Below are 13,220 nucleotides of genomic sequence, written 5' to 3'. Positions count from 1 at the left end.
GCTGAGCTCGATACCCCATCAAAACTCGCCTCCCCTTGCTGGTTCCAGGAGACGGAGCGGGCTTTTCATCCCAATGCCGAGACCGGCCGATCACAACGGTGGACTATCCCGCGTCAGAACGCCTCCCCGGCCCACAACGCCATCGCATCGACATCGGACAGCGGCGCCGGTCGCGCGACGCGCGAGCGCACCGCGATCTCTCCACCTTCGACGCTGGCCTTGAGGATCGCGTGCTTCACCTCCAGCGAATGGCTCGCCAGCGCACCGGAGGAGCGGTGTGGCGTGCCGCGCAGTACCGCACTTGCGAGTTCGGCGACGCCCAGGCAACGATAGTTGGCCTGGTTCGGCATGTGATCGGCCCAATTCGGCGAGCGCCAGTTGGGCTTACCGAACGGCCGGTCGTCGGCTGTGACTGAGATCCAGTCGCCCCCCTTTTCGGTGTATTGCACCGCGCCGCCGAAAAAGTTGGGGTCCGGCACGCGCAGCGAGCCCTCGGTGCCGTAAAGCTCGATCGGCGGATGTCCGTGTTTCCAGACGTCCCAGCTCATCGCAAAAATGATGTCGGCGCCCGACTCGAAATGCAGCAGCGACATCACCGTCGTCGGGGTTTCAACCGCGACGGTCTTGCCGTTCATCGGTCCCTTCGAGGTGACGAGCCGCGTGGCGAAGCCGGCGCTCGCACGCCCCTGCACTAGCGCAACGGGACCCAACAGGTTGATGAGGGCCGCAAGGTAATAGGGCCCCATGTCGAGGATCGGCCCGCCGCCTGGCTTGAAGAAGAAGGTTGGATCGGGGTGCCAGTGCTCCATGCCATGCGACATCAGAAAGCAGGTGCCGTAGAGCACTTTGCCGATCCGCCCCGTATCGACGAACTCGCGCGCCATCCGTCCGCCGCCGCCAAGGAAAGTATCCGGCGCGCAGCCGAGCTTCAGGCCGCGACGAGCAGCCTCCGCGACCAAGGTCGCGGCGTCATCGGCCTCCACCGTGATCGGCTTTTCGCCGAACACGTGCTTGCCAGCGTTAAACGCCGCGTGGCTCACGCCGTAATGCGCATTCGGCGTAGTGAGATTGACGACGATCTGGATATCGGGACGCGCCAGCAGCGCTTCGATCGACAACGCCTCGATGCCGAACTGCGCCGCCTGGGCTTGCGCGGCCTCAGGCCGCAGGTCCGCGCAGGCGATCAGCTTGAGATCGCGGAACTTCGGCATGTTGTGCATGTAGATCGTCGAGATGTTGCCGCATCCGACGATGCCGACACCGAGCTTACTCATGATCGCTCCCCATCACGTCCATGACGACACGGTCTCGCGCGCCCGGCGCGCGAAGCGGGCGACGTCGTTCGGCTTATCGTGTTCAGCGACGAACAGGGAGACCCCTGCCTCCTTCATCGCCGCGCGCAGCGCCGGCCAATTCATGATGCCGTGGCCAGGATCTGCCCAGCCATCCTCATCAGCGCATTGTCCAGATGGCGCGAGATCCTTGATGTGGCAGGCGACCAGGCGCCGAGCATGCTTCTTGATCTCGGCGACCGGATCGCCGCCACCTCGCACGATCCAGGCGAGATCGGCTTCCCAGACGAGATCGGGGGCCTCCTCGAACAGGCATTCGAGATAGGTCTTGCCGCTCCCGGTGCGGCCGTATTCCCAATGATGGTTGTGCCAGCCGAATTTGAGTCCTTCGCCAGTCACCGCCTTTCCGATCTCAGCGAGCTCGCGCCCGATGCCGCGCCATTCCTTTTCGCCGCCTTCGCGCTCACCCAATGGCGGGGCCGGCGCGAAGATGGTCTCGATGCCGAGTCCCTTGCACATCCCCGCCGTACCGACCGCATCCTCGCGCAACGGGTCGAGGCCGACATGAGCGCTCGGCGCGGTCATGCCGTGGACGTCGAGCAGCCGCTTCAGCGTCTCGGGATCATTGAACAGCGCGCCCCAAGGCTCGACCATCGTGTAGCCGAGCTCGGACAGCAGCGCGAATTGCGCCTCAAGCGGGGTAATGGAGCGGGCGGAATAGAGCTGGATGGAAAATCGGCCGATTGGTTTGGTCATGTCTCGCTTTCGGCTGGGTGAAGACTACAGGCGCTGTCCGCTCGCCTCATCGAACAGCGACAGGGCGTCGGCGGGGAAGCGGACGGTGAGCGTGTCCCCCACACGCACCTGCGCGTCCGCATCATGGCGGAAGGAGAAGGCAGTGCCGTCGGCGAGACGACACCAGATCAGCGTGTCGGCGCCCATCGGCTCGACCATCTCGACGCGCGCGGACACGGAGGATGGATCGTCCGACGCGGTCAACTCGACATGCTCGGGCCGGATGCCGAGAACAACGGGCGCGTCGGTCGGCTGGCCGCGGAAGACGTAGCCGTTCAGGGCAAGCCGGTTTACACCGGCGATGAAGCCGAGCTCGCTGCCGCGCGCGAGCCGACCAGAAATGAAGTTCATCGCGGGCGAGCCGACGAAGGAAGCGACGAAGCGGTTGACCGGTTCGCGATAGATTTTCTTTGGCGTGTCGAGCTGCTGGATCACGCCGCCCTGCATGACTGCGATGCGGTCCGCGAGCGTCAGCGCCTCGATCTGGTCGTGCGTCACGTAGATCATCGTGGCACCGAGCCGTGCATGCAGCCGCTTGATCTCGACCCTGAGCTCGGCGCGCAGCTGAGCATCCAGATTGGAGAGCGGTTCGTCAAACAGATAGACCCCGGCATGGCGCACCAGCGCCCGTCCGATCGCGACACGCTGACGCTGGCCGCCGGAGAGCTCGCTGGGACGGCGGTCGAGGAGACTGGTGAGCCGCAGCATCTGCGCGGCCTCGCCGACGCGGCGCTCGATCTCGTCCCGCGGCGTGCCCGCGACCTTCAGCCCGAACGACATGTTTCGGCGCACGCTCATGCGCGGATAGAGCGCGTAGCTCTGGAACACCATCGCGATACCGCGATCCTTCGGTTCTGCCCATGTGACATCTCGGCCGCCGATATGGATTTCGCCGCCTTTGACGTCGATCAGCCCGGCAATCGCGTTGAGCAATGTCGACTTGCCGCAGCCAGACGGCCCAAGCAGCACGAGGAACTCGGACGCATCGACGTGGAGATCGAGGTTCTCCAGCACCTTCAGGCCGCCAAAGCCGATCTGCAGGCTCCTGATGTCGACGTTCGATTTCTGCATGCTGCGTCAGCCTTTCACTGCGCCGGCGGCGATGCCGCGGACGAACCAGCGGCCGGAGCCGAAATAGACGGCAAGCGGCAACAACGCGGTCAACAGCGTGGCCGCCATGTCGACATTGTAGGCGCGCTCACCTTGCGTCGAATTGACGATGTTATTGAGCTGCACGGTCATCGGCAGATTGTCGCGGCCGGCGAAGACGAGCCCTAGGATGAAGTCGTTCCAGATGCCGGTGGTCTGCAAGATCACCGCGACCACGATCATGGGGGTGGCCATCGGCATCATGATCTGCGCATAGATCTGGTAGAAGCCGGCGCCGTCGACGCGGGCGGCCTTGAACAACTCGACCGGCAGCGATGCGAAATAATTGCGGAACAGCAGCGTCATCGTGGGAAAGCCGAAGATCGTGTGGATGATCACGATGGTCAGGAGCGACTGCCCGAGCCCGGCGAAGGAGAACAGGCGAACCAACGGATAGATGAACACCTGATAGGGAATGAACGCGACCACCATCATCGCGCCGAACAGGATGTTGGCGCCGCGCACCCGCCATAGCGACAGCGCATAACCGGTAAGCGAGCCGACCAGGATGGAGATGACGACCGACGGCACCAGGATGCGCAGCGAGTTGAGAAAGCCGATCTTGATACCCTGGCAGGTCAGACCGGTGCAGGCCGAGGTCCAGGCCTTGACCCATGCGTCGATGCTGGGAGCTGCCGGCAAGGCCAGCAGATTACCCTGCCGAATCTCTGCCATCGGCTTCAGCGAGGTGACGACCATCACATAGAGCGGCAGCAGGAAGTAGAGCGCGGTAATGAAGATGAAGGCATAGAGGCCCCAGCGCGCCGGGGTCATGCGCTTGCCCCGCCGCGCGGCGGGCAAAGGCTGCGCCACTGCGGTCATCGCATCTCTCCCTTGCGCGCGCGCCAGTAGAGATAGGGCGCGACCACCGCGATCACCGTAATCAGCATGGTGGTGGCCGCCGCAGTCGCAAGCCCGATATTGGCGCGTTCGAACAGATGGTCCATGACGAATTTGGCAGGCACCTCCGAGGCAATGCCTGGCCCGCCATTGGTCATCGCTACCGAGAGGTCGTAGAGGCGCACCACGCCCGTCGACAGCAGCACCGCGGCGGTCGCAAAGCTCGCACCCATCATCGGAATGATGATCGACACATAGACCCGCCACTTCGGCAGGCCGTCGACCCGCGCCGCCTTCCAGATTTCGTCGTCGACGCCGCGCAGGCCAGCGAGCATGATCGCCATCACCAGCCCCGAAGCCTGCCAGACGCCGGCAATGACCAGGCAATAGATTGCGGTCTCCGGCCGAACAATCCAGTCGAACGTCGCGCCTTCGAAGCCCCAGCTGCGCAGCACATGCTGAATGCCGAGCGTCGGGTTGAGCAGCCATTGCCAGACCAGGCCTGTGACGACGAAGGACATCGAATAGGGATAGAGATAGATCGAGCGGATCGTGTCCTCGGCGCGCACCCGCTGATCGATCGCAACCGCCAGCAGGAAGCCGATCAGAAGCGCAAGCGAGACAAACAGCACACCGTAGATAATGATGTTGTGGACCGAGGTGATCCAGCGGTCGTTGCCGAGCAGCATCTCATACTGCCGGAGCCCGACGAAATTGTTGTTCGGCAGCATCCGTGAATTGGTCAGCGACATCCACACCGTCCAACTGGTGGCGCCGACATAGACGACGAGCATCACCAGCAGCGCCGGTAAGAGCGCGGAGATCACGGAAAGTCGGGAGTTCAGCGAAAGACGCATCGCATCGCCGGATTGAAGAGAGGTCCACGGGAAGGAAAGGCGGCCGACAGTTCGTCAGCCGCCTTTTGTGATGCATCACTCCTGGGACTTCAGCACCGCAGCGACCTTGGCGGAGAATTCATCGGCGCTCATATTGGTGTTCCAATATTGCGAGATGGCATCCTGAAGCGCGCCGGTCATCGCCGGCGGCGCCAGCATGTCGCCGGACGGCATTTGCTGGGCCTTGTCTGCGACATAGCGCATGCCCTTTTGGGCGCAAGCGTCGAGCGCGGACGTATCGACATCGCTACGCACCGGGATCGAGCCCTTCTTCAGCGCGAACTGGATCTGGGTCTCGGGCGTCAGCATCAGTCTCGCCAAGGTCATCTGAGCCTTGGTGGTGGATGGGTCCTTCGCCTTCGGGAATACGAACACGTCGCCGCCCATCACGTAACCGCCGCTACCATTGGACAGCACCGTGCAGCCATAGTCCTTGTCGGCGACCTTACCCGCCGCGACGAATTCGCCCTTGGCCCAGTCGCCCATGATCTGCATTCCGGCCTTGCCCTGGATGACGAGGTTGGTCGCGTCATTCCAGTTGCGGCCGGGCGCGCCGGCATCGACATAGTCCTTGAGCTTCTTGTAGGTGACGGCGACCGCTTTGAACTCGGCGCTCCGCGCCAGCGACGCGTCGCGCTTGCCGAGAATGCCGGTCCACATCTGTGCGCCGCCGACGCCGATCATGACCGAGTTGAACAGGTTTTGCTCCCAGTTCTTCTGGCCCGAGAAGGCCAGCGGGATCACCTTGCCCTCGGCCTTGAGCTTGTCGAGAATGGCGAGAGCGTCATTCCAGGTCTTCGGCTCGGCGGCTCCGACGGAGGCGAGCACAGCCTTGTTGTACCAGAGCCAATTCTGACCGTGGATGTTGATCGGCACCGCATACATCTTGCCGTTGCGGGTCGCCGCGGCAATGATCGCGGCGGGCATCACGCCTTTCCAGTTGCCTTCGGTTGCGATCGCGTCGACGTCGGCGAGCAGGCCGCCTTCCACCAACTCGTCGAACTGCTTGCCGGTGTTGAGCTGCATGGCGGCCGGCGGATTGCCGGCGACGGTGCGGCTGATCGCGGCGTTTCGTGCATTTGCAGCGCCGGCGACCGCGCTGTCGACCCAAGTGCCGCCGGCCTTGGTGAACTGGTCGGCAAACACCTTCACGGCGGCCGCCTCGCCGCTGTCGGTTTCCAGCGTGCACGCCGTCGAGGGTGCTCACAAGCTCGGCGTGGTATCCTTTGGCCTTTTCGGCGATCAAGGTGTGTTTAAAAGCGAGGCGACCGGTGCAGCACGGGTCGTCGCCGGTCGTTTCGAAACTGGCGCGATCGAAGTGCAGTACAATTCGAAGAAGGGCGGCAGCGCTACTACAGAAGGTCTGACCAGATCGTTGCAAGATGTAGCGAGCCGCCTGGACGCCGAGAATGACGTTTTGTTCGTGATTCTTACCTCGCATGGCTCGCCAGACGGCCTAGCAATCAAGGCAGGACGACTTGAGCAAACGCTCACACCGTCCCGTCTTGCCGAGATGCTCGCAAAGACCGGCGTGCGCCACAAGGTGGTGATCATCTCGGCCTGTTACTCGGGAGTATTCATCCCTCGTCTCGCGACTCCCGATGTCCTGGTCATCACAGCGGCCGACGCCGATCATCCGTCGTTCGGCTGCGAGGACAAGGCGAAGTGGACTTATTTCGGTGACGCCTTCTTCAACGTCGCGCTCCGTCGGGCCGAAAGCCTGATGGATGCATTTGCCGGTGCGCGCGCGCTCGTCAGGAAGCGGGAACTGCGTGAGCATTTCGAGCCGTCGTATCCCCTGATGGCAGGTGGGGCAAACGTGCATCAATTGCTGGTTGCGCGTCCATGAACGCCCATCGAACTAGCTTGCCCTGGACCGTCGCATCGTGGCTTTGTTGTTGGCGTAGAGCACTTTGAAAGCAACGTGATCGGCCTCGTAGCGATTTCGGTCGGCCTCATTCGGCGCGATTCGAGACACGATCGGGTTGATGCGGTCGATATCCTCGGGCGCGAAGATGTTGCAGCCTATTCCGGCAAGAAAGGCAGATCCGAGCGCAGCTCCCACCGTGTGCTGGCGCACATTCTGACATACGCCTGCGATGTCGCTGACGCATTGTGTCCAGAGAGGGTTCTGTACGCCGCCTCCAGCCGCATAAATGCTTCGAGCCGGCTGAATTTCAGCAAAGCCATCGAGATTATGCCGGATCGCGTGTCCGATCCCTTCGATCAACGCACGATAGATATCGCCGCGCCGGTGCGCGAGCGTCAGCCCGAAGATCAGTCCCTTGGCTTGCGGATCGTTGATTGGCGTTCGCTCACCACTGAAATAGGGCAGCATCAAAATGCCGTTTGCGCCAGGCGGGCTTGTGAGCGCCTCCTCCATCAGCGTCTGGAAGGATGAATCCTCATCGGGAAGTCCGGTCATTTCCTTGCGAAACCAGTGGGTGAGACCGCCTCCGGTCGCAAGCCCACCCATCACGCTCCAGGTGTTCTCGAACAGAAACGGCGCTGCCCAGAAACGGGAATCGACGACGAGATCGGCATTGACCTGGATGAAGAAGGCCGTCGTGCCATACATGATCATCAAGTCGCCCGGCCGTTGCACGCCGACACTGATCGCTTCGCTCGCCGCGTCGATGGTGCCTGCAATCACGGGCGTGCCCGCGGCAAGCCCGGTTTCGCCCCCGGCCTCAGTGCTCACATAGCCTATAATCTCCGTTGTCCAGGCTATCTCAGGCAGCCAGTCGACTGGGCAAATCCGTTCGACCGTCTCGCGATGCCAGTCCTTGGCGGCAAGGTCATAAAATGGCGTGTAACACGACGCGCCGTAGTGATCGACGACCCATCGTCCCGTCAATCGGTGAACGATAAAGGTAGGGCAGCCGACGATCCGCGCAGTTTTGCGGAAAGTGTCAGGCTCGTGCTTGGCAAGCCATCGCACCTTCGGGCCGACGGATTGTGTCGTCAGCGGATTGCCGGTTCGGGCCAGCACGGCCGGTGCGCCGAGCTCGGCGTTGAGCTCTTCGATTTCGACTTCGGCGCGTGTATCCACGCCATATAGGATGGCCGGGCGTAGAGGCTTGCCCGCTTCCGTCACAGGCAGAGCACAGGGGCCAATTCCGCTGCACCCGACCGCAGCTATCGCGGCCGGGTTGATCCCACTGTCCAGGATCAGCCGCTGGCTCAGCGTGCGAAAGCCCTCCCACCAATCCTGCAGGGCATCATGTTCGGCAAGTCCTGGCCCCGGCACGCGCATGTCGTGCTTGCGCTGCGCCGTTGCCCGAATGGCGCCGGACTCATCGAGCAGGACGCCTTTGCTGGAATACCTCCCTATGTCGATGCCTAGGAGGTAGCGCATGGATATCTCCTCCGTTCGAAGGAGAAACCCGCTTTCATATCGCACAGGGCCAAGGCAAGGAGCGCCGCTATCTGCTCAAGATCGGCCAGATCGCAGGTTTCGATCGGCGCATGCGTGTAGCGTGTCGGATAGCCGATATCGATGGAGGGAATTCCCCCGCCCACGAGCTGAACGTAGGAGGAATCCGTGAGGCAGCCAGTATGAGCGCTGCGCTGGATGGGCATGCCGACACGGCCGGCGGTCTCGACAAGATGATTGAGGAGTGCGGGATGGGCAAGCGTGCCATTGAGCGTGCCGCGTCCGTGGAAGCTGTAGAGGCCAAGCGCCGGGCCGCCGCCAAGCTGCAGCTCGCCGCGCTCCGTGAGATCAGGCGTATCGGAGGCGACCATGATGTCGATCGAAATGGCGGCATCCGGCCTCAGATGCTCGGCCGCAAGCATGGCGCCGCGCAGGTTGAACTCCTCCTGCACCGAAAAGACCGCGTGCAGCGTAGCGGGAATGGGTTCATCCAAAACTCGCTGCACAAGGTCCATCAGCGCAGCGCAGCCGGCGCGGTCGTCGATCGCCGTGCCGGACACACGCGTGCCCGCCAGCCGTTCGAAAGCTGGACAGTAGGCGACGGGCGCACCGATTTCGATGCCGAGGGCGCGCACCTCTTCCGCCGATCCGGCGCCAAGATCGAGGAAGAGCTTGTCATAGCCGAGCACCTGGCTCTTTTCGTCTTGCGGCGTAGCGTGGTGTGCCTTGATGCCGACGACGCACGGAATCTGCTCGCCCCGCTTGTTGATGATCACCATGCGCAGGCCCGGCAGCACACGTTCGGGCACGCCCCCGAGCCGCTCCACCCGAATGAAGCCGTTCGCATCAATGCGCCGTACCAAGAGGCCAAGCTGATCGGTATGGGCGAAGACCATCACCGATGGAGCTGCGGGGTCGATCCCCTTCACCGTGAGGGTCAAATTCCCGAACGCATCGCTGTGACGTTCGACGCGGGCGTCGGAAAAGACGGCCCGGATGTAGTCGCTCACCGGATCTTCATAGCCTGAAAGGCCGGGTATCAGGCAGAGCTCCTTGGTCCATCTCTCGATACGTGTGAGGCTGCGTTGGTCAATCGTCACTTTGGTCCAATCCGGTCCGGCAAAGGACCTTTGCTATTCATCAAATCTGGATCGAGCCGGCGCCGTGAACTGCCAGATCGGGCTGAGCGTTTCCTAAACGTCCGCGCGCGCGGCAGAGCGGATCGCCTTGACCTTTTCCATGAAGGCCTTGACACGCGCCGGATCGACCGGATTTTCGAAGACGCCGTCGACCTTGAATGTCGATCCCACGACTGCCCCGTCCGAAACAGCGAGCTGGCGTTCGATGTTGTCGATCCGGCAACCCGTATTACAAAGCACGGCCGTGCCCGGCACGGCCTTCTTGACCGTTGAAAGCACGTGGGTGTCTGTTTCGGCACCAGCAGTGAGGCCCGATACGCAGATTGCGTCAGGCCGGTTGTTGAACGCCGTCGAGCGGGCGATATCCGCAATCGAGCGATCGCCCAGATAGGCGGCCGCTTCGGGCACGATGTTGAACAGAAGCCTGAGCTTCGGGACGAGCCTTGCCTTGTGTCGCGCCGTTTCACCGACATTGGTATTCCAGAGCCCGAAATCGCTGGCGTAGACCCCGCTCATGATCTCGCGAATGAAGCTTGCTCCGGTGGCGGCGGCAAGATCGATCGAAGCAATGGGATCCCACAAGACGTTGACGCCAAACGGCACCTTGATGAAGCGCATGAGTTCACCGATGATGCGTGCCATGGCCACGGTGGTTTCGGGGTGCACCTTGGTCAGGTAGGGCAAGCTGAATTCGTTGGAAAACATGACTGCATCGACCCCGCCGTTCTGAAGATGGTCGAGATCGGCAAGAGCCATTTCGACGACTTTACTCATGCCGCCGACCATATCGTAGCCGGGATCGCCCGGCAGCGCCTGCAAGTGGCACATGGCGATGATGGGCTTGTCGACATGAAAGGTTTCCTTGAGCCACCGCAAGAGCGTGTCCTCCTTCGATTTTTATTCCGCCTATAGTCGTGTCGGTCCCGGAGAGCAGGGCAAAAGAGACCCTCTCAACTATAATCTGCCGTAGATGGACGTCAGCCAAGACCACCTCGCGTCTCGTCAATCATGGCACTTATTGACAGGGGCATCAGCAGGACCTAGCCTAACCTGGTATACTAGGTCTACCAATGTCCCTCAGCTCAAACGATCGCGTCTCTTTGAGCAGGTTGTCGATATCCTCGAGCAGAGGATACGCGATCGGGAATTGGTGGCTGGTGCCGAGCTGCCATCAGAACGTCAGCTCATGGCGGAGTTTGGCGTTGGCCGGACAGCGATCCGCGAGGCACTGTTTCATCTGCAGCGCGCGGGGCTTGTTGATCTCCGGGCGGGTTCGCGGGCGCGAGTCACAGCCCCGAATGCTGAAGTCGTTATGACGTCGCTGTCGAGCAGTGCCAAATATCTGCTCTCCGATGACAACGGCATCCGTCATTTCCAAGATGCGCGTGCCCTCTTTGAGACCGGCCTGGCACGTGATGCCGCACGCAATGCCACAGCAAAGGATATCCGCTACCTGAGCGATGCGCTTGACGCCAACTACAAGTCCATTGGCGACGTCCAACGCTTTGAGGACTCGGATATAACATTTCACTACGCGATCGCTACGATCCCCAAGAATCCCATCTATGTGGTCATGCACCGAGCCATCATCGATTGGCTCCTCGACCAGAGACGTGTGACGCTCAGCTATCCCGGGCAGAACCGGGTCGCCTTCGACGCGCATGTGGCGATCTTCGAAGCGATCAAGGCACACGATCCGGAACTTGCCGATGCCCGCATGCGCTCGCACCTCGATCAGGTTGGCAAGCTCTACTGGAAGGTCCGGAAGGCACATGAACGAGAACGTTGACTGGGTTTGATCTCAACTTCAAGAGATCGAGCAACAGACGCCAAACGGGAGGATGAACAATGGCTCGTGCCGGACTCAAGCAAATGACCCGCACGCCAGAGGCCAAGCTCGGTCATTTCATCGTCGAGTTTGCCACTCCGGGAATCGGCCATATCCTCAAACAAGCGGATTGCGATTTCGCGCTTTTCGACCTGGAGCATTCGGGCTTCGGCTTCGAAACCGTCAAAAGTGCTCTACGCTATTTTGAAGCCGCAGGATTACCGGCCATCGTCCGCGTACCTTCAAAGGAATACCATCACATCGCGCGCGCCTGCGACGCGGGGGCGGAAGGGATCATGATCCCGATGGTTAGCACTGCCGCAGAAGCGGAGGCTGTCGTCAATTGCATGAAATATTATCCGGACGGGCGACGTGGCGTTGCCTTGAGTATTGCGCATGATGCCTATCGGCAGGGCCCGGTGCCCGAGAAGCTTGCGGCCGCCAACGAGCGGACAACGCTGTTCTGCCAGATCGAGACTGCTGAAGGCGCCGAAAATGCCGACGGGATTGCCGCCGTCGATGGCGTCGACTGCCTGTGGGTCGGCCATTTTGACTTGTCAGTTTCGCTCGGCATCCCCGGCCAGTTCGACCATCCGAAATTTCTGAAGGCGGTCGAGCAGACCATTGCCGCCGCCAAGAAGCACAAGAAGGCGCTGGGCCGCCTTGTACCGACCACTGAGGTCGGCATGGCGCTCTACAAGCAGGGCTTCGATTTTTGCTGCTATTCGGGTGACGTGTGGGTGCTTCGAGATGCGCTGACGGCTGCAATCACCACCTTGCGGAAGGGATGCATGACATGAGCGCGCCATTCCGTGTTGCCCTGTCAGGCGATTTCAGGAAGGCCGACGGCTCGGCCGTCTACCCCGATTTCGATCTGAAGCCTCTGCTGGATGCCCCCGGCGTGGAAATGGCCTATTTGGACAACGCCAACCCTCTGTGCAGCAGCGATCTTGAAGACTTCGACGCACTGATCCTGCTGGCTCATCGTTTTGCGCCCGAAAGCGCACCGAAAAGCAGCAGGCTCAGTATTATCGCGCGCTTTGGCGTCGGTTATGACACGGTGGATGTGCCGACCTGTACCGCCGCGGACATCGCGTTGGCGATCACGCCGGACGGCGTGCGCCGTCCTGTCGCCGTGTCGATCATGACCTTCATTCTGGCACTCGCCGGAAAGCTGATGGTGAAGGATAAGCTCACCCGACAAGGTCCAGAAGGCTTTGCGGCCCGCGGCGAGCATATGGGCTTTGGCCTGGTCGGCAAGGTGCTGGGTTCGATCGGTATCGGCAATATCGGCGCTGAGCTGTTCCGGCTCGCCAAGCCGTTCGACATGAGATTCGTCGCCCATGATCCATTTGCGGACACCAAGCTGGCGGCCGCGCTGGGAGTCGAACTTGTCGGTCTCGACGACGTGTTCGCCCGAGCCGACATCGTTACGGTGAACTGTCCACTGACTGCCGAGACTCGCCAGCTCGTGAACGCCGACCGCCTCGCTCTGATGAAGCAGACCGCCTTCTTCATCAATACTGCGCGTGGACCAATCGTTGACCAAAAGGCGCTCACAGACGCTCTGGCGAGAGGACAGATCGCTGGCGCGGCCCTCGATGTGTTCGAGCAGGAACCGACCGATCCGTCCGATCCGCTGTTCGCGCTCGACAACGTCATCGTGACGCCCCACGCACTTTGCTGGACCGATCAGTGCTTCGCCGGAAATGGTGCAGCCGATGTCAGAGCTGTGCTCGACATTCAACACGGGCGGATTCCGAGCGGCATCGTCAATCGCGCCGTACTCGAGAAACCGAATTTCCGACGCAAACTGGAGGAGTACCGCCGCCAATTTGCCAATTGAGAATTCCTCGCCGCAAACGAGCGAGGGACATCTGAAAGGCTCTGCCAATCGCGTAACGG

13 protein-coding genes are annotated in these 13,220 nt (G+C 61.7%); 4 read left to right on the top strand and 9 right to left on the bottom strand.

What is annotated here, in order from left to right; genetic code table 11:
* Positions 1–113 precede the first annotated feature (113 nt).
* The 6 genes from NLM33_RS42320 to NLM33_RS42295 all read right to left on the bottom strand — a co-directional run bounded on the left by NLM33_RS42320 (position 114) and on the right by NLM33_RS42295 (position 6,124).
* Positions 114–1,274 (bottom strand): Gfo/Idh/MocA family protein, encoded by a 1,161-nt coding sequence (locus NLM33_RS42320; protein ID WP_254104323.1) that lies wholly within the window; start codon positions 1,272–1,274, stop codon positions 114–116.
* 12 nt (positions 1,275–1,286) lie between these two features.
* On the bottom strand, positions 1,287–2,048 hold the full coding sequence (locus tag NLM33_RS42315; protein ID WP_254104322.1) for a sugar phosphate isomerase/epimerase: 762 nt from the start codon (positions 2,046–2,048) through the stop codon (positions 1,287–1,289).
* 24 nt (positions 2,049–2,072) lie between these two features.
* Positions 2,073–3,158, bottom strand: a complete 1,086-nt coding sequence (locus tag NLM33_RS42310; RefSeq protein WP_254104321.1) for an ABC transporter ATP-binding protein — start codon at positions 3,156–3,158, stop codon at positions 2,073–2,075.
* 6 nt (positions 3,159–3,164) lie between these two features.
* Complete coding sequence (locus tag NLM33_RS42305) at positions 3,165–4,049, bottom strand: carbohydrate ABC transporter permease (RefSeq protein ID WP_254106144.1); 885 nt, start codon at positions 4,047–4,049, stop codon at positions 3,165–3,167.
* Between the two features lie 5 nt (positions 4,050–4,054).
* The gene (locus NLM33_RS42300) at positions 4,055–4,933 is read right to left on the bottom strand and encodes a carbohydrate ABC transporter permease (protein ID WP_254104320.1); all 879 of its coding nucleotides are present in this window, start codon (positions 4,931–4,933) and stop codon (positions 4,055–4,057) included.
* Positions 4,934–5,008: 75 nt separating this feature from the next.
* Positions 5,009–6,124: an ABC transporter substrate-binding protein gene (locus tag NLM33_RS42295; protein WP_254104319.1), complete on the bottom strand. Its 1,116-nt coding sequence runs from the start codon at positions 6,122–6,124 to the stop codon at positions 5,009–5,011.
* Between NLM33_RS42295 and NLM33_RS42290 the strand changes: the two genes are divergently transcribed.
* Positions 6,099–6,821: a C13 family peptidase gene (locus tag NLM33_RS42290; protein WP_254106143.1), complete on the top strand. Its 723-nt coding sequence runs from the start codon at positions 6,099–6,101 to the stop codon at positions 6,819–6,821. The genes NLM33_RS42295 and NLM33_RS42290 overlap by 26 nt on opposite strands.
* A 12-nt stretch (positions 6,822–6,833) precedes the next feature.
* On the opposite strand, the gene NLM33_RS42285 is transcribed toward NLM33_RS42290, so the two are convergent.
* The 3 genes from NLM33_RS42285 to NLM33_RS42275 form a co-directional block, all read right to left on the bottom strand.
* Positions 6,834–8,330: an FGGY-family carbohydrate kinase gene (locus tag NLM33_RS42285; protein ID WP_254104318.1), complete on the bottom strand. Its 1,497-nt coding sequence runs from the start codon at positions 8,328–8,330 to the stop codon at positions 6,834–6,836.
* Positions 8,315–9,448 carry a M42 family metallopeptidase gene (locus NLM33_RS42280; protein WP_254104317.1) on the bottom strand — a complete coding sequence of 378 codons (1,134 nt, stop codon included), beginning with the start codon at positions 9,446–9,448 and terminating at the stop codon, positions 8,315–8,317. Before NLM33_RS42280 ends, NLM33_RS42285 begins: the two co-directional genes overlap by 16 nt.
* Before the next feature lie 93 nt (positions 9,449–9,541).
* Entirely contained in the window at positions 9,542–10,363 is an 822-nt protein-coding gene (locus tag NLM33_RS42275; RefSeq protein WP_254104316.1) for a BtpA/SgcQ family protein, read from the bottom strand.
* 94 nt (positions 10,364–10,457) lie between these two features.
* Here NLM33_RS42275 and NLM33_RS42270 point away from each other — a divergent pair, with 94 nt between their 5' ends.
* Genes NLM33_RS42270 through NLM33_RS42260 form a run of 3 tightly spaced genes read left to right on the top strand, consistent with a single transcriptional unit; the run spans position 10,458 to position 13,161 of the window.
* Positions 10,458–11,276: an FCD domain-containing protein gene (locus NLM33_RS42270; RefSeq protein ID WP_256570592.1), complete on the top strand. Its 819-nt coding sequence runs from the start codon at positions 10,458–10,460 to the stop codon at positions 11,274–11,276.
* Between the two features lie 59 nt (positions 11,277–11,335).
* The gene (locus NLM33_RS42265; protein WP_254104315.1) at positions 11,336–12,115 is read left to right on the top strand and encodes an HpcH/HpaI aldolase/citrate lyase family protein; all 780 of its coding nucleotides are present in this window, start codon (positions 11,336–11,338) and stop codon (positions 12,113–12,115) included.
* Positions 12,112–13,161, top strand: coding sequence for an NAD(P)-dependent oxidoreductase (locus NLM33_RS42260; RefSeq protein ID WP_254104314.1), 1,050 nt, complete (start codon positions 12,112–12,114; stop codon positions 13,159–13,161). Before NLM33_RS42265 ends, NLM33_RS42260 begins: the two co-directional genes overlap by 4 nt.
* Positions 13,162–13,220 lie beyond the last annotated feature (59 nt).

The sequence above is a fragment of the Bradyrhizobium sp. CCGUVB1N3 genome, assembly GCF_024199925.1.
Classification (GTDB): Bacteria; Pseudomonadota; Alphaproteobacteria; order Rhizobiales; family Xanthobacteraceae; genus Bradyrhizobium.
Note: the sequence above shows the minus strand (reverse complement) of the source record. Positions and strands in the feature narration are given on the sequence as shown.

Bases quoted from the DNA above. Each gene is read 5' to 3' on its own strand.
- NLM33_RS42320 (WP_254104323.1), bottom strand. From the start codon at position 1,274: ATGAGTAAGCTCGGTGTCGGCATCGTCGGATGCGGCAACATCTCGACG.
- NLM33_RS42315 (WP_254104322.1), bottom strand. From the start codon at position 2,048: ATGACCAAACCAATCGGCCGATTTTCCATCCAGCTCTATTCCGCCCGC.
- NLM33_RS42310 (WP_254104321.1), bottom strand. From the start codon at position 3,158: ATGCAGAAATCGAACGTCGACATCAGGAGCCTGCAGATCGGCTTTGGC.
- NLM33_RS42300 (WP_254104320.1), bottom strand. From the start codon at position 4,933: ATGCGTCTTTCGCTGAACTCCCGACTTTCCGTGATCTCCGCGCTCTTA.
- NLM33_RS42285 (WP_254104318.1), bottom strand. From the start codon at position 8,330: ATGCGCTACCTCCTAGGCATCGACATAGGGAGGTATTCCAGCAAAGGC.
- NLM33_RS42270 (WP_256570592.1), top strand. From the start codon at position 10,458: ATGGACGTCAGCCAAGACCACCTCGCGTCTCGTCAATCATGGCACTTA.
- NLM33_RS42265 (WP_254104315.1), top strand. From the start codon at position 11,336: ATGGCTCGTGCCGGACTCAAGCAAATGACCCGCACGCCAGAGGCCAAG.
- NLM33_RS42260 (WP_254104314.1), top strand. From the start codon at position 12,112: ATGAGCGCGCCATTCCGTGTTGCCCTGTCAGGCGATTTCAGGAAGGCC.